Annotated in this window: 16 protein-coding genes; 5 read left to right on the plus strand and 11 right to left on the minus strand. The window is 38.0% G+C overall.

Annotated elements, in window-relative coordinates; genetic code table 11:
• Window positions 1-9 precede the first annotated feature (9 nt).
• From ACH3PA_RS13660 to ACH3PA_RS13670, 3 genes are all read right to left on the minus strand, one after another.
• Complete coding sequence (locus tag ACH3PA_RS13660; protein ID WP_416443243.1) at window positions 10-2916, minus strand: PEP/pyruvate-binding domain-containing protein; 2907 nt, start codon at window positions 2914-2916, stop codon at window positions 10-12.
• Window positions 2917-3184: 268 nt separating this feature from the next.
• Window positions 3185-3826, minus strand: coding sequence for a hypothetical protein (locus ACH3PA_RS13665; RefSeq protein WP_416443241.1), 642 nt, complete (start codon window positions 3824-3826; stop codon window positions 3185-3187).
• A 6-nt stretch (window positions 3827-3832) separates the two neighbouring features.
• The gene (locus ACH3PA_RS13670; protein WP_416443239.1) at window positions 3833-4327 is read right to left on the minus strand and encodes an RNA polymerase sigma factor; all 495 of its coding nucleotides are present in this window, start codon (window positions 4325-4327) and stop codon (window positions 3833-3835) included.
• Window positions 4328-4458: 131 nt separating this feature from the next.
• Here ACH3PA_RS13670 and ACH3PA_RS13675 point away from each other — a divergent pair, with 131 nt between their 5' ends.
• Window positions 4459-5754: an NAD(P)/FAD-dependent oxidoreductase gene (locus ACH3PA_RS13675; RefSeq protein WP_416443237.1), complete on the plus strand. Its 1296-nt coding sequence runs from the start codon at window positions 4459-4461 to the stop codon at window positions 5752-5754.
• Between the two features lie 72 nt (window positions 5755-5826).
• Here the strand turns inward: ACH3PA_RS13675 and ACH3PA_RS13680 are convergent, their stop codons facing one another.
• The 3 genes from ACH3PA_RS13680 to ACH3PA_RS13690 form a co-directional block, all read right to left on the minus strand.
• On the minus strand, window positions 5827-7983 hold the full coding sequence (locus tag ACH3PA_RS13680; RefSeq protein WP_416443235.1) for a choice-of-anchor I family protein: 2157 nt from the start codon (window positions 7981-7983) through the stop codon (window positions 5827-5829).
• Window positions 7984-8118: 135 nt separating this feature from the next.
• Entirely contained in the window at window positions 8119-8535 is a 417-nt protein-coding gene (locus ACH3PA_RS13685) for a DUF1801 domain-containing protein (protein ID WP_416443233.1), read from the minus strand.
• 1 nt (window position 8536) lies between these two features.
• A complete protein-coding gene (locus tag ACH3PA_RS13690) occupies window positions 8537-9136 on the minus strand; it encodes a YdeI/OmpD-associated family protein (protein ID WP_416443231.1) in 600 nt (199 codons plus the stop codon).
• Window positions 9137-9524: 388 nt separating this feature from the next.
• On the opposite strand from ACH3PA_RS13690, the gene ACH3PA_RS13695 reads away from it, so the two are divergent.
• Window positions 9525-11681, plus strand: coding sequence for a TonB-dependent receptor (locus ACH3PA_RS13695; RefSeq protein WP_416443229.1), 2157 nt, complete (start codon window positions 9525-9527; stop codon window positions 11679-11681).
• Window positions 11682-11766: 85 nt separating this feature from the next.
• Here the strand turns inward: ACH3PA_RS13695 and ACH3PA_RS13700 are convergent, their stop codons facing one another.
• The 3 genes from ACH3PA_RS13700 to ACH3PA_RS13710 form a co-directional block, all read right to left on the minus strand.
• Window positions 11767-14289, minus strand: coding sequence for a M14 family metallopeptidase (locus ACH3PA_RS13700; protein ID WP_416443227.1), 2523 nt, complete (start codon window positions 14287-14289; stop codon window positions 11767-11769).
• A gap of 135 nt (window positions 14290-14424) precedes the next feature.
• A complete protein-coding gene (locus ACH3PA_RS13705; protein WP_416443225.1) occupies window positions 14425-14811 on the minus strand; it encodes a PUR family DNA/RNA-binding protein in 387 nt (128 codons plus the stop codon).
• A 65-nt stretch (window positions 14812-14876) separates the two neighbouring features.
• Window positions 14877-16634: an ABC transporter ATP-binding protein gene (locus ACH3PA_RS13710; RefSeq protein WP_416443223.1), complete on the minus strand. Its 1758-nt coding sequence runs from the start codon at window positions 16632-16634 to the stop codon at window positions 14877-14879.
• Between the two features lie 291 nt (window positions 16635-16925).
• Between ACH3PA_RS13710 and nusB the strand changes: the two genes are divergently transcribed.
• Genes nusB through yajC form a run of 3 tightly spaced genes read left to right on the plus strand, consistent with a single transcriptional unit; the run spans window position 16926 to window position 18684 of the window.
• Window positions 16926-17873, plus strand: a complete 948-nt coding sequence (nusB, locus tag ACH3PA_RS13715; RefSeq protein WP_416443221.1) for a transcription antitermination factor NusB — start codon at window positions 16926-16928, stop codon at window positions 17871-17873.
• 45 nt (window positions 17874-17918) lie between these two features.
• Window positions 17919-18386, plus strand: a complete 468-nt coding sequence (locus tag ACH3PA_RS13720) for a DUF1573 domain-containing protein (RefSeq protein WP_416443219.1) — start codon at window positions 17919-17921, stop codon at window positions 18384-18386.
• A 4-nt stretch (window positions 18387-18390) separates the two neighbouring features.
• Entirely contained in the window at window positions 18391-18684 is a 294-nt protein-coding gene (yajC, locus tag ACH3PA_RS13725) for a preprotein translocase subunit YajC (RefSeq protein ID WP_416443217.1), read from the plus strand.
• Window positions 18685-18974: 290 nt separating this feature from the next.
• Here the strand turns inward: yajC and ACH3PA_RS13730 are convergent, their stop codons facing one another.
• On the minus strand, window positions 18975-20177 hold the full coding sequence (locus ACH3PA_RS13730) for a hypothetical protein (RefSeq protein WP_416443215.1): 1203 nt from the start codon (window positions 20175-20177) through the stop codon (window positions 18975-18977).
• A 14-nt stretch (window positions 20178-20191) separates the two neighbouring features.
• Window positions 20192-21136: a type IX secretion system membrane protein PorP/SprF gene (locus ACH3PA_RS13735; RefSeq protein WP_416443213.1), complete on the minus strand. Its 945-nt coding sequence runs from the start codon at window positions 21134-21136 to the stop codon at window positions 20192-20194.
• Window position 21137 lies beyond the last annotated feature (1 nt).

Here is a 21137-nt window from a genome sequence, read left to right on the forward strand (position 1 = left end):
AATGGGGTTTTATTTTATTGGAGTTGAAAGGTCAATAAACCTATCATAATCTATTTTAGGCGAAATGGATTCCAGATAACCTGAACTTAGCGCATTCTTATTTTCAACAAAAGGACGTATCTGAAAAAGAAACAGCTTATCATCTTTAAAACCTAATTCTACATCATAGGCGCCGGAATAATCAGAATGCGTTTCTTCCGGAATTTTTGTTCTTATTTGCTGGGCTATACTACGTAGATCCTGAATGTTTTGTTCATTCAAAATTGCCTTTTCAAATGTTGTATGATAATTTTTCACACCACCTGCAATGGGTAAACGTATATAATCTGGTTGTCTGGCTGGAGCAAGCAAATAAGAATCATCGGTAGTTATTAAACGTGTTTCTGCTGCCTGACCGTCTACTGCACCACCTGCACCGCGACTAAAGGCTACAGTAAGATCTTCATCTGTGCCTTTGTTTATACCTTTAGTGATCATTACACCACTGTAATCAACATCAACACTTGGTATTACAAGAATAGAAGGAAATACATTTTCTGGGTTAGAAAGATATTGTTGACGCCATTTAAAACTGCGCTCAGTGTAGGGCGAAGCCCAAACATCTTTAATGCCTGAAATTATCTTTTCTTCTTCAACAACATTAAATAAGGTGAGATTTAATCCTGCTCCCGTAAATTCTTTCAGGTCTTCCATATTAGTGTCGCTGCGTAGAAAAACGGGTATTTTACCTATATTATCGCCTAATATGTCTGAAAAAGCTGCTCTTAGTTCAGTAATAAAAGAGTCTTTTAGCATCATGTCTTTTATGGCAGTGCGCAATAAAGCAAGTTGTTTTAACTGGTAAGCTTCAACGTTGTTCTCTGCTGTGCCTTGCTCTCGCATTTTATCTGCAGTTACAAACATCTCATTTAGAAATTCCCAATACGATTTGTTTTGACCAGTCATGGGTAAGTTCATATGATCTCTAAAAATCCCAAACGGAATTACAAAACCTTCAACAACCTGCTCTGGGAACATTTTCTTAAGTTGACCCAAATTTGCAGCCTTAGGACCTGCGATCTTTCCGCTTGCAGAAGCATCAATATTTCGCATGTTCAAAATAGAATTCTTATCCAGCTGAATTTGATCAACTGGTACTGCAATTTTATTGCGGCTACGTTCTGTCTTACTAAAAAGTGCCTGTTCTTCATCAGACATATCATCTGCCGGCTTAAGAATTACGTTTCCTTTATTAGAAACAGCATAGAACACTTTCTCGCCATTGTGCGCCAGTAATTCTTGTAAATGTTCATCTGTAATTGCTGCATTAGGAATACCTAAATTTCGCGCAAGCAATTGTACATGCGAAACCAGATTACCTTCATCTACGGTTGCAATACCGGCTACAGGTTTAAGGTCTGAAGGTGGGCGTTTAAATATATATATCTTATCTGCAGAAACCTCAGTATCTTCAGGATTGCCATCTACAACTACAAGTTCGCCCATGGCATAACCAGGATTTAAACCGCGTATGGTACTTTGTTCCGGAATATTTAAAACGTCGTTGTTTAAGTTAGATTCACGTGCTATAAAATCCCCCAGTTCCCCAACAGCCTTCCCTAGAGGTAGTGCGATAGAAGATCGTATACGGTCGTCTATAAAACCTGCCGCCAGAGGCTCAAAATCGGTGTATTTTGCCACAATATCGTCATAATTAGCTTTCGCCATAGCGGCACTCCATTGTACCACATTGCGCGCTGTACTTAGCACATCATTTAATTGTGCGAGTGAAATATCTTCATAGCGAGTAGGAGCAAGAACAGGAGCAACCGCTTCCCACTCCCATGTTTCTATAAGACCGGTTCCGGCAGCGGCGTAACTTAAACTATAGATTTTGTTCAGTAATGAACCCAGATCTTTGGTTTCCCATTCCGGAGATTTTTTGAGTAGCATTTCTTCCAGCTTAAGCGAAATATCAAGCAGTTGCAAACGATCTTCAGAATCTGGAATTTGATTGATCTGTGTGCGAATGTTACATAAAAGCTCACTTATGGCGGGAATGATTTCTGAAGGTTCACTCTCGTTGTTGTACTTTGAAGTGAAATTTAAAAGCTCAGTTTTAACCTGCGCGTTGCCGCCAATTGCACGGGTTTGTTTCTCAAGACTATTAACATCAAGCGGAGCATAATATTCACTTAACGTATTATTTAGATCCTCAAATTGCTTTTGTAATTCTGGTGTGATCTTGTCTTTATATTCCTGACGAAATTCACGTACAAGTACGATGTCATTAATATCTGGCTGCCCGTGTATTTTTACACGTACATCCATAAACTCGGGCATTTCTTCTGCGATAATTTTAGATTCACTGCGCAGTTGTTGAGCCAGATTACCATCACCAGAATGTGGTATATCTCGTAGGGATTGTCTTAAAAGGTAATAGTCAGATTTTATGCTTTTTTCGTCTTGTAGAATTTCTGCATAAAAATCTATACCCCAGGCCTGTTCGTCTTCAGACTGTACGGCGCCTCTATAATATTGCGCTTTTTGAAGAACCCAGCCATTATCTACACTTGCGAGATATTTACCTAGTTGATATTGTTTTAAGCGGCTATGGTCATTTTCTACATCCCAAAACCGATTTTTATCGGCTCCAGCCAGAATTTCGCCCAAAAAAAGGTGATTTTTTTCTGCTATTTTATTTGTAAGTTCTTTGTAACTGGCGTGTTGTACACCGCCTATTTCATCGGGGCAAGGGTCTTTAGGTTCACGCATAGTGCCATCTTCACAAAACCAGCGAATCCGTAAATAAGGACCACGAGGGTCAGCTTTAAATTGCTTAATGGCAGATTTTAAGGATGCTGAATTGTATTCTTGCGCGGAAATATTAAGGCTTAATAAGAATATTATTAAACCTGCAAACAGTTTTGAGAGCATAAATGGGGTTTAAAGCAAATATAAATGCATTCTCTGTTAAGATATGCTAAAAAAGCTTTATCATTTCCTTAAATAATTGAAAATATCAGGCTTGTACTTTGCCGCTTCTTACCCAAAGAACCATCGCTGCAATACTAACATACATAACAAGAACCCACCTGTCATTCCAATTTACATCTGTGAAAATAATGATGCCAAGCAACATTATAAAATTAAGACCGAGTGCAGAGAGTAGGAGAGTTCTTGTGAGTTTTTTCATTGATTTGCTTCAATTGCGAAGCTCCAATTTGTTAAGCTCCTTATAATTGCGATGCAATCTACGCAAAAGTATTCCATAAAGCAACTTGTAGAATAACCAAAGTATTACTAAAAGTACAAGTAGAAAGAGAGTAATCGCACCCAAGACAATTAGCTTGTGTGATAAGGAGTTTTCTGCGCCACCTGCCCATAATTTATTAAACGCAGGATCGTAGATGGCCATAGCTACAAAGTACATGATCGCGATCACAAAACTCATCCCAAGATTGTAGATAACATAATAATTTACGGTTTTTCTTACCTTGAGAATATTTGTCATCAGTAACTTGATATCGTCTGTTACTTTTATCTTCTTATAATTTTTATAAAACCAATAGATAAAAAATGCAAGTATACAGTAGTGCACAACACTTAAGTATATATTGGCCTGGTAGAAATGTATTTTTCTTAATTTATCAAAATAATCATCACTAGAAGAAAGTATGGTAAGGGCGATCCAGAATACAAATTCAAGAATTGCGATTATTAATATCCACTTTGTTAGAGAAGATGATGTTTTTAATATCATCTTATATATATCGCTGGCATTAACGTGGGGTAGCGTGGCTTCCTGACGTTTCCAGTCTTTTTTTAACAATTCGAGCTCATCCATCAACTACTACGAATTTAAAAGTTGTTTTAATTTTCCCTTTATTCTGTTCATCTTTACCCGGGCGTTAACCTCGGTGATACCCAGAGTGTCAGAAATTTCACTGTAAGATTTGTCTTCCAGATATAGAAAAACCAGTGCCTTTTCTATATCATTAAGCTGCTTAACGGCAGCGTACATAAGTTTGAGTTGTTCTTCTATCGTGTTGTCATATTCACTGCTTGCAATTTTAAACATGACACTATCATAATCCTGAGTTTTAACGCGTTTTTTCGACTTTCTGTATAGGGTAATTGCCGTATTTAGTGCAACACGGTACATCCAGGTACTAAATTTAGCATCTCCTCTAAAGTTGGGATATGCCTTCCATAACTGAATAGTGATTTCCTGAAACAGATCATTGTGAGAATCCTGATCATTGGTATATAACCGGCAGATCTTATGTACAATGTTCTGGTTCTTTTCCAGCTGGTCGACAAACTGTTGTTCTAATTTCTTGTCCAAAAGTTGATCGTTAGTTATCTATTTGTATCATTTATCATGAAGTCGTTACACGTCTATTAAAATTTTGATAAACATATATCAATTTACCTCTTGTCCTTTAACTTTGTAGGAGAACCTCCTGAAAATTTTATATGAATATACCCGATTCTAAATTTCCTCGTCTTGTTATAATAGGAGGCGGCTTTGGTGGTATGAATTTAGCTCAAAAGCTAAAAAATGCTCCGTATCAAGTCGTTCTGGTAGACAAGCGCAATTATCACACGTTTCAGCCATTGCTTTATCAGGTTTCTACATCTGGCCTTGAGCCAGATTCTATTGCGTACCCTTTGCGAAAGATCATAGCAAATCAGGATAATATGCATTTTCGCATGGCAGAGGTTGAGCATATAGATACGCGACTTCAAAAGCTGCGAACAGATATAGGTGATCTTACTTACGATTATCTGGTTCTTGCGACAGGAACTAAAACCAATTTTTTTGGTAATGAATCTATAGAGGAGAATGCAGTGTGGATGAAGAGCCTGCCGCAAGCTTTAAATATTAGAAGCCTGATTTTTGAAAATCTTGAAAAAGCTAACCGATTAGAAGATCGCCAGAAGCGAAAAGAACTCTTGCGTTTTGTAATTGCAGGAGCGGGACCTACAGGAGTAGAATTATGTGGTGCTATTGCAGAGCTAAGAGCGCATGTGCTGCAACGGGATTACCCAGATATGGATACAGATGATATTGAGATACATCTTGTAGAAGGTCTTGATCGTGTGCTGCCGCCTTTTAGCGAGAAATCGTCTAAGCAAGCCCGGAAATTTCTTGAAAAAATGGGCGTAAAAATTCATTTGAATACTATGGTGGCCAAATATGAAAATAACCGGGTAACAACAACTGGCGACTTGTATTTTGATACAGCTACGTTTATCTGGTCTGCCGGGGTTACCGGCGCATCTATTTCTGGGATTGATGGCGCAGCATTGCATGAAAAAATAAATAGATATAATGTAGATCCTTATAGTAAAGTATTTGGGTTTGACAATGTTTTCGCGATAGGCGACATTGCTCTAATGGAAACTAAGGAGTATCCTAGGGGGCATCCTCAGGTTGCGCAGCCGGCTATACAACAGGGTAAGCATCTGGCTAAAAACTTAAAGCGCCTGGCAGAAAAGAAAGCACCTGAGCCTTTTAAATATTTTGACAAAGGCAGTATGGCGACAATAGGTCGTAATAAAGCGGTTGTAGATATGGGGAAATTACAATTTGGCGGTTTTCTCGCCTGGTTTGTGTGGATGTTTATTCATCTTTGGTTTCTTGTAGGTTTTAGAAACAGGCTCGTAACTATAATTAATTGGGTGTATAGCTATTGGAATTATGATAAAGCTGCTCGCTTAATTGTAAGACCGTTTAAGAAGAATAGAATTATCGCTCAGGAAGACTAAAAATAGGTTAAAACGATATAAAAGACCCCTCACTTTATGCGAGGGGCTAAGACCCAAAATGAATCTTTGGGATTATCTAACAACTAATTTTGTTGAAGCTCCATTGTCATTCTTCACAATGTAAATACCGCTTTTTAAAGACGTCGTATTAATATAAGCTGCATTCTCTGCCTGCATAATTTGTTTTCCGCTTATATCATACAATTTAAAGTTCGCAGGTTTATCAAAAAATACCTGTTCCTGGTTTGAAGGATTAGGATATATCTTTAAAGCAGTATCGTTTTTGGCCATTTTTATCTCATCTATAGAGAGATTGTTATCTAAAGTATAAACAGAGATTGTAGCGCTCACTTCATTAGCCACTACAATAAGACCTTTACCGGTATCATTATCATTAGGACTTATATATATAATACCTTCCGGAGCAAGATCACCCAGATCTGAAGTTGCATCAACTGTATTATCTCTGCTATTTTGGTATGTTTCAAAAGTAGGATTTGCAGGATCTGAAATTTTGAACACGGCTATGCCGCCTATACGTTCCATACCTACAAAAGCATATAGCTCCTCATTTATTTCTTTAACTATTACAGCTTCTGGTTCTGGACCTTTATCATCGCTGCGGTTTTTAAATGCATTTTCGTCATTTGTCGCGTTAAATATCTGGCCGAAGATGGGGTCTTCTTTTACTATTCGTTCCAGCCAGTCGCCGCTGTCGTAGACCATTGTTTTGGTGTCAAGATTAAATATTGAGAAAGAACGCGCGCCATAAGAATACAGCTGATCAAAATCACCATCACCATCTGTATCGCCTGTAGCTGTGGTAATATTAAGTCTGCCCAGATTTTCATCTTCCTGCAAAAACTCTGCATTAGGAAAGGCTACAGGATCAAGATTAATATCTTTAATGCGCTCTTCCTCGCTGTAAGCATCATAATCTCTTGAGTCACCCTCATTAGCTGTTATAAGATAATTTGTTCCATCTATATTAAAAGTAGCGATCCCATCAGGTTGATACATTCCCAGAGTTTTCCATGTGCTCATGAACACAAAATCTAACCGGTTAGAACTGTCAAATGCATTTTGTGCCAGACTGTGATCTTTATAACCAAATGGAACAATAGCAGTAACTTCAGGCGTGCTAAGATCTATAATGGCGTACGCATTATTTTCCTGTAAACTTACCCAGGCCATTTGTGAGTCTGCAGAGACCGCGATGTATTCCGGCTCAAGATCTTGAGATACGGTAGCGCCAGGACCATAAATACGAACCCCGGCGGCTTTGAGACTCGCCATCTGACTATCAAAAGCATTAAAATTTAAATTGGTTACCACCGGTGGCATAAATGAAGCTAATGGTGTTAGGTCTATAATGCTTATGCTGCCTTCAGGATCTACGGTATAATCTGTGTTTGGTTCCCCTTCATTGGCTACAAGGATTTTTGTTCCGTCTGGTGTAAAAGTGATCATATCTGGTAACACGCCTACTTCAACATCATATAAAATAGTGCCGTCGCTATTCATAAATACAACTTTACCATTTGCCTGATCTGCACCTTTCACTGCAGCAGCTACATAACCTTCTTTTACAGCAACGCTGGTAACTTCAATCCCATAAGCAGCCATAGGTATAGAAGCGACAAGTGTGGGATTTTCAGGATTACTAAAATCAATAATACCTACAGCGTCATCACCACTGTTTGAAACGAAAAGCTTTTGCGAAATGGGATCATGTGCCACTATCTCAGCACCTGTAAGTCCGCTGAAACTTGTAAGATAATTCATAGCTAATTCATTAGCTGAAGATACTACGTGAGCTTCATCATCAAGAATATAGATAGTCGCTACAGCATTACCTAAAGTAACCCCAGAAGGATTACTAAGTGTAGCTGCTATAAAATAATCGGCATTTAAGACCGTATTATCGGCTATTTGTACATCAAAAGTAGCCGATAGTTCACCGGCAGGAAATGTAATCGTGCTACTCGTTAAAGAGAAATCATTGCCTGCAGTTGCATTGGTTAGCAGCAAAGAAATATCAACCTGGGTTTGAGTTGCGGCCGCTTCAGACAGAGAGAGGGAAAGTGTAATTGTACCCGCACTTTCACTGGCTTCAATAATAGTTTCGTCAAAAGAAACTTCGGGAATAAAAAGATTGCTCTTTACGGGCAGGCTGGCAAAAGAATTAAGCGTAAGAATTAAAAAGAGAAGCAGGTAATTATTTTTCATAATCTGTATTAGTTAGTTGGTAAGTTTCTCTAAAAATACAGGCAAATCTTATTTCTAGTTTTTCCTGAACGTTAAGAAAGCGTTACTTTAACTTGTTATAATACAGTATTGTATGGGTGTGTATAATATTAAAAGTTATTTGTATTTCTCTCGCATATAGTTAACTGAATCTTCTATCAATTCTTTTAAAACCATAAGATCAACATCTGCCAGTTTATTGATGTAGATACAAGCTGTACTTACGCGGTGTTTTCCCAACTTAGACAGCAAATCTTCATAGGTATCAAAACCACGGTAGAGGTAGAGACTCAAATATTGTTTTCTGGGCGAGAAACCGGTAAGAAACCAATCTCCCTCACGACCGCTCTCATATTTGTAATGATAATTACCATAACCCACAATAGCATCACCCCACATTACTGCGGGTTCTTTTACGACAGCATGAAATAGTTCATACAATTTAATACCATCTTTGCGACGTTGCTCAGGCGTTACTGAAGTTAAAAACTCCAATACATTTTTATCATTAGGTTGAGTCTTTAATTTGGCCATTTTAGCAATTTTTACATTTATCGTGCAGGCCTACGCCGGCAAGTATCATGGGGATGCATTTATCTAATCTTCTAATTCTCGTGGCGTCCTGCTTAGCGCTACTAATGTGTTCTGCATATTCTTTTTGTCTTCCCGGGGTGAGCGCTTCAAAACAGGTTTGTAATTTTTGATGCTTAGTAAACGCATTTTTTAATTCAGAAGGGACGGTCACTTTCTTAACCGGAGCAGCAGATTTTATTTCTCTCCCGGCCTTTTGATTTTCTATCGCCTCATTCAAATACTTTGTGACAATTTTCTCATCAATTTCACTTTCAGCGGTAAAACGCATTTGGCTCAAAGCTTTAGTCTTGCCATCCTGAGCATTTACCAGCATATTGTCTTCATCTTTTAATAGCGCCCCGTTAAAAAACCATAATCCAAAATGATTTTTAAAAGCACCTATGCCTACAACATTCTTTCCGTTTATTGTGTAAACCGGTGTTCTCCATTTAAAATTCTCTTCAAGCTCTGTCCCGTCTATAATTTCGCGTAAGCGAATTAAGGCACTTTTAAAAGTGGTTTGGGTTTCAAAATAGTGTTCTAATTTCTCAGATATTGGCATGAAAAGTATTTTACTCTAATGTACAGTTTTCTTCTAAAAAGCGATTGAAAAATTAACAATGCTTGCGCTAAAATTTATATAAAATATCCCGATTTTGAACTAAATTTAGTAGGTTTTTAATCATAAACAGATGATAATCAAAAAGACAGCTAAGAAACCTTTACAGGGAAATCAACCCGCAAGGGCATACCTTTTAAAGACTCCTCAGGCATCTTCAAGGAAGAATTGATCTGAGTCAGGAAGATTTATTAAGACAAACGTTTTGAACTTTAAGCCATCTTTTTAGATGGCTTTTTCAATTCGGTTAGCGCATTTAACAGTTGAGTAGCAAATTTTACTACTTAGCGGTACGTCATTGCATCTTTGAGCCATCAACAATCAATCAAAGATGAAAACGACAGTTATTTTATTTATTCTTATTACATCGTTCAATCTATTTGCCCAATCAACAGTAAATGGAACGGTGACAGACGAAAAAGGTAATCCCGTTGAGGGAGCAAATGTGTATCTGGATGCGACGTATGATGGCGCCACAACAGATGCACAGGGAAAATTTAATTTTGAAACTTCAGAAACAGGGGGACAGTTACTACTCGTCACATTCTTGTCTTATGAACCTTATTCTTTTCATGCAGCAGTTAGTGACATGCAGAATCTGGTTATTAAATTAAGAGAAGACGTGAGCACGCTAGATGCCGTTGTTCTTAGTGCAGGTACTTTTGAAGCCGGTGACAACAGTAAGGTTTCTGTATTAAAACCGCTAGATGTGGTAACGACAGCAAGCGCGCTGGGTGATTTTGTGGGTGCTCTGCAAACGTTACCGGGAACAACAACCGTCGCTGAAGATGGTCGTCTTTTTGTGCGTGGCGGTGACGCGAGCGAGACGCAAATTTTTATTGACGGGATTAGGGTTTTTACGCCATACACACCCACCTCAAATAACGCGCCTACGCGTGGCCGTTATTCTCCTTTTCTTTTTGACGGAATCACCTTTTCAACCGGTGGTTATTCTGCAGAATATGGCCAGGCTTTATCTTCGGTTTTGCTGCTTAATACAATAGACGAGCCAGATCAGGACCAGACGGACATTTCTATAATGTCTGTAGGTTTAGGATTGGGTAATACTAAAAAATGGAAAAAGAGTTCGCTAAGTGTAAATACTTCATACATGAATCTTGCACCATATTTGGAATTATTTCCGGGCAGAAATGACTGGAAGGAACCTTATCAAACTTTTGCAGGAGAGGCTGTCTTTCGCCAAAAAACAAAAAACGGATTCCTAAAATTATACACTGCTTTTGATCACACTAATCTGGCTTTAACTCAGGAAGATATTAATTATCCTGACGGATTAGATTTTGCACTAAAAAACCAAAACCTCTATTTTAACGGTACTTACTCAGGCGTTCTAAGCGACACCTGGTCTGTACAAAGCGGTCTTAGCTATACGCTTGCAAAAAATGACCTGGGAATACAGGCAACTAATATTGATAATACAGAAAATTCAATTCACGCTAAAGCGAAATTAAAAAAGCGCTTCAGTAATCGTTTTAAACTGAATTTTGGTGCAGAATATCTTTCAACAGATTTTAAAGAGAATTATAGTGATGATAAAAGTGATGATGCTTACGATACCGGTGTAACTAATAATATAGAAGCCGCATATACTGAAGCAGATATTATTTTCTCGAAGAAATTTGCAATGAAACTAGGGTTGCGCGGTGAATATTCAGAATTGCTTAATGAGGCAACGCTTTCGCCTCGAGCTTCATTAGCCTACAAAACGGGTAAAAACAGCCAATTTTCGGTTGCGTACGGCGATTTTTACCAAAACCCAACAAGTGAATATTTAAAATTTAATTCAGACTTTGATGCACAGAAAACTTCGCATTATATTTTTAATTATCTGTACACGGGTGATGGCACCATTTTAAGAGCTGAAGCTTACCGTAAAACATACAATAAACTGGTAACTTTTGATACTGATATCGCCTTGCCAACTAGTATCTACGGCAACAAGGGCAACGGGTATGCGCAGGGTCTTGACATTTTCTGGAGAGATAATAAGAATATCAAGAATTTAGATTATTGGGTGAGTTACTCATATCTTGATTCTAAACGTAAATATCTCAATTATCCCGAAGAATCAACGCCTAATTTTGCACAGTCACACAACTTCTCACTTGTTACAAAATACTGGATAGAAGACTGGAAAAGTCAGGTGGGCTTTAGTTATCAATTTGCCAGCGGTCGTAGTTATACAGATTATAACAGACCTGGTTTTTTACAGGAAAAAACAAAGAGTTACAACAACCTGAGTCTTAACTGGGCGTATTTATTGAGCCAGCAGAAAATCTTGTATTTCTCAATACAAAACGTGCTGGGCTTTAAGAATGTGAATGGCTATCAATATGCAGATGCACCAGATATGAACGGTGTTTTTAATAGAAGATCAATGCGACCAGCTGCTGACCAGTTTTTCTTTGTAGGTTTCTTCTGGACAATTAGTAAAGACAAGTCTACTAACCAACTAGATAATTTATAGACGTCAATTTAATTAAAAAAACCTCGTGAATTTCACGAGGTTTTTGATGTTTTAAAGCGATTTTTCCACTTTTTAAGCCGATTTTTTACATAGCGTCGCCAAAGAAAATAGCATTAGCCAGGAGCTTATTGGTTCCGTACCAGAAAGCCCTAAAGTTTGTATTATCTGTAAACAGCATGACATTGCCACTTCCTAAACCTCGTTGTACAAAAGGTCTAGTAGCCTTTAACGCATCAAGATTGAGTTTGCTTATATAACCACTTACAAGCGGATCATCGGTATATAGTATCGGATTTTTATAACTGGTTTCATCTGCATCTATAAAGATCGTATTATCTCTAAACAGATTGATCGTATTATGATCAAACCCAAAATTAATAGGGTGAGACAAATCAAGTTTCGCTTTAAAAATAGCTCCACCTATTTGTTGCGCGCCATTAAAATCTCTGCGTTGTTCAAAAGTGATATTGTTAGCAGGATTGTCTGTTTGCGTAAATGCGATGTCTAGCATATTGTTATTGCTCATCCATCGGGCTACATTACCATAACCTATAAGTGAACCCCCTGCGCGCACCCAATCTTTAATTTTTGAGGCCGCATCGCTGTTTAAAGCTTTGCCCCAGGTAGAAGGCAGAATAATATCTGTGTACTCACTAAGATCAAAACGATCAAAATTGCGCGTATCGAGTTTTGTTACTTTAATATCATAGCGCGTGTCTAATAAGTGCCAGATCTCACCAGCCTCGTTATATGAAATTCCCTCGCCTACAATTAAGGCGAGTTTTGCAGGTTTTAGAGCGGTGAAAAATCGGCTGCCTAAGTCAATTCCCTGTGTAAGCCCGGTAGAAACTGAGTTGATGACAACACTACTTTCTTGCTCGACCTCATTTAAAAACTGCTGCATTTCCTGTGGGTTGAGGTCTTGATTCTGTACAGGTATAAGTATCGTACCGTAACTGTAGTCTTTATCCTCAACAGAAAATGGCTGGAGCGCTACTTTAGCTCTTAAACCTTTTTCTAGAATCATATTTAATGCCTTAGGTGCATAATAATCGCCCCACGGCATTAAGTAAGCATATGAGCTTTGTTTTACATTTGCAGGCGACTGCATTTGTAAATCTGTTATTTGTTCCCCGGCAAGCGTGGCGGGAGCTGTATCGCTAAAATCAAGATCAAAAGCCAGTGGTAATGACCAGGCAGAAATATCATAAAAAAGGCTGTCTGTAAACTTAGTGCGCTTCTCAAACATCGCCTTTAACAATCTGCTGTGTTTCTGTTTTTTAGGCACTACATAACTGTTTGCTGTACTAAATGTTTTATCGTCAGTTTTATATGCTTTTGCAGATTTGTACATTTTAATACCATGCCTGTTTAATAATTTCGCCAGAGCGAAAGATTTTGAAGGATCGTTTGTACTTCCAAAAATATAAGCGTCATTACCGGCTTCTTTCAGCGAATTTGCATAAAAGTCACGCTGATAGTTGAGCAATTTTACGCGCATATTTTGGGCAGCTTCAAGAGTAGAAAGAAAAGCGGTAAGCTGGTTGCGTATGGTAAATTTAAATTCTAACAGACCATTGTCTGTCATTTGAGCATGACCTCGAGAACTCGCCTGTTCAAACAAAATACCTATACCGCCATTAATATCAGGAAAAGTGGAACCTTTACCGTAATAGAAATCATCATAGCTTTCTTCGGTAAAATAAAAAGAACCCAGTTTGTCAAAAGCGGCAGCATGGTAATTACCAATTTCTTTAGTCAATTGCTGATTTAAGGCAGGCGTGAGCGGGTGCGTACGCGATTGTATTCCCGGTTGAAAGAAGAATGAAGAATTGCTTCCCATCTCATGATGGTCTGTCAATATATTAGGATTCCATTCATGAAAAGTTTTTATGCGAGCCTGTGATTCTGGTAATTGTGCGGGCAGCCAGTCACGGTTAATATCAAACCAGTAGTGATTTGTACGACCGCCGGGCCATACTTCGTCATATTCTCTATCCTGAGGATCAGGGTTAATATTCTGGGCTTTGTTTGTGTTTGCCCAGTAAGCAAAGCGCTGCAAACCGTCTGGATTAAGAGAAGGATCAAATAAAATAACAGTATGCTGCAAAAGATCATCAATTTTAGCGCCCTGTGCTGCTGTCAGATAATAAGCAGCCAGAAGTCCTGCGTTAGATCCGCTGGGTTCATTACCATGAATAGACATACCCTGATAAGTTACCAGCGGCATATCTTCTGTATTTAAAGATGCTGCACCGGGCTGTGTAAGCGCCTCGTGTTGCTCTTTTATCTGGTCTAGATTTTTTTGATTTTCAGGAGAAGTGATTATAAGCAATATAAGTTGTCTTCCTTCATACGTAGTACCACGTTCTACAACAGAAATACGCGGTGATGCAGCCGCAATAGTTTTCATGTAATCTACCAGTTTATCATGGCTCACATGCCACGTGCCGGGAACCCAGCCTAAAATATCCTGAGGTTTTGGGATGCTTTGATCATACGTTACATCAGTAGGTAAATAATAGTCTAGAGTAGGTTTGCCATCCTGAGCAAACAGATTTAGAGAAAAAAGGAAAAAAGCAACAAAAAGGGTTAAAAATCGGGTCATAAGGTGCGATTTATGGAATGGAGATATATAATATGAAAGGATTAAGCGATTCTATTAAATTTTTCGAAATGTGAATATAAAAAAAACCGCTACAACAGGGTAGCGGTTTTTAAATTTGTAGCAGTGTAATTTTGCTTAAATATCATCAAAGCTTACATCTGTGAATGTTTTTGCAGAAGGCTCAACTAAAGTTTCTTCTTCTTCTATTTCTATCTCGTCATTCTTTGTGTAATCACTCTGGTGGCGCTCGCTTATAACTTCTTCACCTTTTTCATCCAGAATGTACCCAGTCATTTCATTTAAAATTTCGGTAAAACCATCAAAATCTTCTTTGTATAAATAGATCTTGTGCTTTTTGTAGTGAAAGGAACCATCATCGTTTGTAAACTTCTTACTTTCTGTGATCGTTAGATAATAATCTCCAGCGCGGGTTGACCTTACATCAAAAAAATACGTACGCCTTCCGGCCCTAAGCACTTTTGAGAATATCTCATCATTCCCCTTCATTTCAGTATTGCTCATAATTAAAATTTAAATAATTGGATGCTAAGGTCAAAAATGGCAAAAAATTCTATTGTGAACAAAATTTATTCTATTTCTTTTTCTTCAAGTTGCTTTTTGTACAGTTCTTGATAGTAGCCGTCCTCGCCAATTAGTTGGGCATGTGTGCCTTGCTGTATTATTTGCCCTTCATCAAGAATGATGATATTAGTGGCATTTTTAGCAGATGATATTCTGTGACTCACAATGATCGTTGTCTTGTCTTTTGAGAGTTTACCCAGATTAGACAGGATCTCTTCTTCGGTTTCTGTATCTACCGCAGAAAGGCTATCATCAAAAAGCAGTATCTTAGGATCTCTTATTATAGCTCTGGCAATAGAAACACGTTGTTTTTGTCCGCCGGAAAGGGTGATACCACGCTCTCCCAAAATTGTATCGTAACCTTTTGTGAAATCTGTAATATTGGTATGAACAGCGGCAGCTTTCGCAGCAGCGATAACTTCTTCATCTGTAGCTTGTTCTTTACCAAATTTAATGTTCTCTTTTATGCTGTCGCTAAACAGAAATGCATCTTGGGGCACATAACCTATACTGGTGCGCAGATCGTTAAGGTTGAGCTGTTCTATAGGAGTTTTATCTATTATAATTTCGCCAGATGTAACATCATATAATCTGCCTATTAGCTCAAGAATAGTAGATTTACCAGAGCCTGTTTTACCTATTATTGCCAGTGTTTCGCCCGGTTTTGCGCTAAAAGTGACGTTTTTTAGAGCCGTAATATTAGTATCATCATAAGTAAAGGTCACATTCTCAAAACGCACTCCGCCAGTTACGGGCGTGTGCTCTGTAATGTGATTTACGATCTCAGGCTTTTCATTCAAAAACTCATTAATACGTTTTTGTGAAGCTTCTGCCTGCTGTACAAGTGAGGTGATCCAGCCTACAGACGCCACCGGCCATGTAAGCATATTTACATAAATGAGGAATTCTACAATAACGCCCAGATCTGGTATTTCGCCAGCTATATATTGCTTCCCGCCAATGTAAATAACCAGTAAATTACTAATGCCTATTAAAGCGATCATAAGAGGAAAGAAAAATGCCTGAACTTTTACCAGGTCAAGATTCTTGTCTTTACTTCCTTCGCTTAGATCTTCAAAGTTGGTATAGGTTTGATTCTCCATACCATAAGCTTTTATAACCCCAATACCACTAAAAGATTCTTGTGTAAAAGTGCTTAAATGCGAAAGATATTGCTGTACTACCGTACTACGCTTATGTATCGCTTTACTTAATTTGTAAATAGCTACCGAAAGTACCGGTAAGGGTATCAAGACATACAGCGTGAGGGTAGGAGCGGTGATATACATATAGGGTATTACCGTTGCAAAAAGTATGAGCGTGGTAACGCCGTACATAATTGCGGGCCCTAGGTACATACGCACTTTGCTCACGTCTTCACTTATGCGGTTCATGAGATCGCCTGTCCTGTTCTTTTTATAGAAATTGAGAGACAGGTTTTGATACTGATTGTAGATCTCGTTTTTAAGATCTGCCTCCATATATCTTGACACTACTATAAACATCTGGCGCATTAAAAATGTAAAGAAAGCAGATAGCAATGCAGCTCCCAGAAGCAATAGCAGTGTAACCAGTAATTGATGTTTAAGTGCAGATAAATCGCCACCGTCACTTACATAATCTTCTACAAGCTTAATCATGTCTCCTGAAAACTTAGGAGTAAGAATGGCAAATATGCGGGCTATAAGCACAATAAAAAAGCCCAGAATGAGCCTCCATTTGTACTTTTTAAAATATTTGTTGAGATGCTGAAGTTCTTTCATAAAAATAAGACTCAAGGCGGGTAGATCTGCATGCTGTCTGATGCCCGCAAAAAGGAAGAGCAAATATAAGCGATAATGATCAATAGGAATGTTTAAGCGCGTGTCATATTTCTGCTAAAAAAGTAAAAGGATTAGGTCTAACTTTATTTATTAATGTATTTTTGCAGCGGTTTTAGAAAAAACCGGGAATTTAAGTAGCGAATTTTAGGGCTAATAAGCCGATTTTCAATAGGTTTTGATCAATTTTTGATCTTGATTCCCATTTTACAACCAAGTAAGTTCTTTAAAAGCATGCTCAACAGAAGGCATATTCGTATCAAGGTAATGCAAGCTCTTTACGCTCTGGTACAGTCTGAAAATCCTGATCTTCAAAAAGAAGAAAAATTTCTGAATTCTAGTATTTCTCAAATGTATGACCTCTATCTGGTCATGGTAGACTTAATTGTAGAGATTCACGCCTACGCGATAGATATACAAGAGAAATCACAGCAAAAAATTCTTGCTACAGAAGAAGATAAAAATCCTAATAAGCGATTTGTAGAAAACCCTATTCTGGTAAAACTTGCGCAGAATGAGCAGTTGCAAAAACAACTACAGCAGCGTAAACTTAACAACTGGCGTCTCGATAGCGAGTATGTGAATCTTATTTATACAGACCTTCTAAAGAGTGATCTGTACATCTCATATATGAACCAGGAATCGGGAAGTTTTAAAGAAGACCGTTCTTTTGTTATCGATATGTTTAAAGATATCATAGCGCCTAATGATAAATTGTACGATTATCTTGAAGATTACAGGCTAACGTGGTTAGATGATCTTCCGGTAATAAATACAACCATCGTTAAGCGTTTACAGAAGCTAAAACCGCTTTCGCCGGAAGGCACTATTATACCAAAGCTTTATAAAGATGACGAAGATGAAGATTTTGCACGTGATCTTTTAAGAAGAACAGGGAATAATAACGATATGCTCGAGGCAGAAATTTTAGGTAATACACCCAACTGGGATCAGGATCGTATCGCGACAATTGATAAGGTGATCTTAAAAATGGCGATCTGTGAGTTCTTAAAATTCTCTTCAATCCCCGTAAAAGTTACCATTAATGAATATCTGGAACTCGCTAAAGAATATTCTACACCTAAGAGTAGTATTTTTATAAATGGAGTTCTTGATAGATTGGTAAAGCAATATCGTAAAGATGAGAAGCTAAACAAAGCCGGCAGAGGGCTTATTGAGTAAAAATAAAATCGTATTTTTGAACGCATTTTTAAAAAAGTAAACATTATGAAAAAAGCATTTTTAGCCTTAGGAGTAATAGCTGCTCTGTCTTTTACGGCTTGTAAGGATAACGCCTCAGACAAGGTGAAAGATGAGAACGTTGAGATGGCTGCCACTCGCGATGCAAACGCAACCGTGTTTCCAGAAATTGAATTTGAAGAAGAAGCTTATGACTTTGGTACCATTAACCGTGGTGATCAGGTAGAGCATGAGTTTAAGTTTAAGAACACCGGTAGAGCTCCATTAGTGATCGTTGATGCAAAAAGTACTTGTGGTTGTACAGTACCAGAATTTTCTAAAACTCCTATCGCTCCAGGCGAAACAGGAAAACTTTTAGTAAAATACAATGGTAGCGGACTTAACGCGATAACAAAAACTGTTACTGTTATGTCTAACACTGAAAAAGGAGAAGAAAAAATTCAAATAACAGCATTTGTGAAGCCTGATGCTAATTCTACAGCAGCAAAAGGATAATTAAATGGATCAATTACAAAATTTCTTACCGTTACTTTTAATGGTCGTGGTTGTTTATCTTTTTATGATAAGACCACAAATGAAACGCCAGAAGCAGGAAAAGCAATTTGCAAAAGACCTGAAGAGAGGTGACCGTGTTATTACAAAAAGCGGTTTACACGGCAAAATTCTTGACCTTAATGAAGACGGTACTTGTATTATAGAATCTGGTGCAGGAAAATTAAAGTTTGAGCGTTCTGCGCTTTCTATGGAAATGAGCAAAAAATTAAACGCTCCTGCAGTAGTAGAAAAGAAGTAAAGGTTTAAGAACCTAAAATAAAAAGCCCGATGTGATTTCACATCGGGCTTTTTATTTTTATACTTCGAAAGAGTTTAATCCCTTAGAGTTTGCCTCGTGTAAAAAAGAATCTTCCGAGGGTTTATACTCTTGAAAATACCCTGCTTCTTGATTTATCAATTCATTCTTAACAATACCACTTTTCGTCCTGCAGAATTTATTTCAGCATTTCCTAATGCTATTGAAGTTATGTGACCTCAATACAATCCTGAAGCTTATTAGATATAATATTTAAATAGCTGTAGGATTTCTTAATCTTCTATCTCTATAAAGTGATAGATCCTGTCATTTCCGTCACGATTAGAAGAGATATAACCTGATTCTCCTTCTGTATCTATGATCATTGAGAAATCATCTTTATTGCTGTTTAAACTTACCAAATTTTCTGCCTGGCTAAACGAACCGCTGTTGTTTACACTTTTGTAAAGATCAAGGCCGCCAAGACCTGTTATTCTTTTTGAGGTGAAATAAAGATCGTTATTATCTGCTACGTAAGGAAAATACTCACCAGCTTCTGTATTTATCGCAGGGCCTAAATTAACAGGTTTGCTATACGTGCCATCTGCTAAAATATTAGTAACATAAATATCATAAGAGCCAAAACCGCCTGGTTTATCACTTGAGAAATACAGTCTTAATCCATCTTTGCTTACACTGGGATGCGTAACAGAATATCTGTTAGTATTAAAAGGAACAGGAGTAATATTGGTCCATTTATCACCTACAAGGTCTGCTTTAAAGATCTGTAAAACGCCAATACGTTTATTACCTATTCGTCGATATTTTGAATTGTTACGGGTAAAATAAACATGCTTACCATCTGGGGTGAAAGACATATTACTCTCATGCAAATCTGTATCTATATCTTCAGCAAAAAGTTCTGCATTAGAAAGCTTATTATTACTTATATCTGCAATGTAAAGGTCAAGATAAGGCTCTTTTGTTCTGTCATAAATTGGTCTGGCAGCGTTGTTATCTGAAGCAAAAATCAGCTTATTTTGGTATAAAATCGGTCCAAAAGCAGATTTTCCGGAGGCACCTTTTACCATGGTTAATTCAAAATTCTCCAGCTTTCTTCCGTCTACCAGATCATGAGGAATATTTGTCGCGTAGCCTAAATAATTTGTTGCGAGGTCATTGGCAAGAGCGTAGTCTTTTGATTGCTTAGCAGCGTCTATGTAACGTATTAGATATTCATCAGCAATAGATTGATATTGATCAAAGACCTGCTTGTACGCAGCAACAGCTTTGTCACTTTCGCCCAAATAGTAATAACTATCTGCCAGGTTTTTAAGTGAAACTAGCGATTTTTCTTCTTCCAGTTCGTATGATATTATAGCCTGCGTATAATCTTGTGATGCGAAAGCGCGCCGTGCTTGCTTTAGGTTGTCACTTTGCCCATAACTTATTTGTATGAACGCTAAAAACAGAAATGATATATATGTAGTTCTCATGTAGAATGTCGTATTTAAAAGAAGCGAGGTGATTTCATATAGCTGGGCATAAATAATCCCAGGTCAAAAAGAACCATAACCTCATGGCTGCCGTTGCTGTATTTACCCAGATTAGAGACCGTGTAGTCATAAGCATAACCCACTCTCAATCCCGGTTGTATCTCAAAGTTTGCCATTGCTGAAACGGCATCGCCAAAGCGATATCCTAAACCGGCTTCCAGTTTATTGTACAACAATACATTTGCATTAAGATCTACAGTCATAGGAGCTCCTACAACTGCACGTGTCATTAATGATGGCTTAATTTTTACATCAGGGTTAACATCAAAAACATAACCACCGGTAAGAAAATAATGCACCGCTTCACGGCCAAAACCCTGTATGCCTTCACGATCTTCAATGTGTTTACCAGAAAGCAGGTTGGGAGCAGAGAGACCTATGTAATAACGATCTGTATAATAATAAGCGCCTATCCCAATATTAGCATACGTACGGTTAATATTTTCCGCGAAAGCGGGATCTGTACTCGAGTTTCCGCTAGAAAGCTGCAGACCGCTGAAGTCTGTATTAAAAAATGTCGCTCCTGCTTTGAGACCTAGAGCCAATTTAGAACCTTCTGTAATATTAAGCTTGTATGCAAAATCTGCAAACAAGTTAGTCTCTTGCACAACGTCACCTATCTCGTCATGCACAATATCGAGACCTAGCTCTACCTGGTCATTAACGGGTGTATGTGCAAAGAACATCGCGGTTTCTGGTGCGCCGTCAATTCCTGCCCATTGTGATCTGTACATTGCACCCATGTTCATAATACCCGCGTCATCTGTAGAATATGCAGGGTTGATCACGCTCATGTTGTACATGTACTGTGTGTATTCGGGATCTTGCTGTCCAAATAAGCTTACGCTGAAAAGGACAATCGCGGCAAAGGTTACTTTTGTATATAATGCTGATTTCATC

This window comes from Leeuwenhoekiella sp. A2 (genome assembly GCF_047946655.1).
In the GTDB taxonomy this organism is placed as follows: Bacteria; Bacteroidota; Bacteroidia; order Flavobacteriales; family Flavobacteriaceae; genus Leeuwenhoekiella.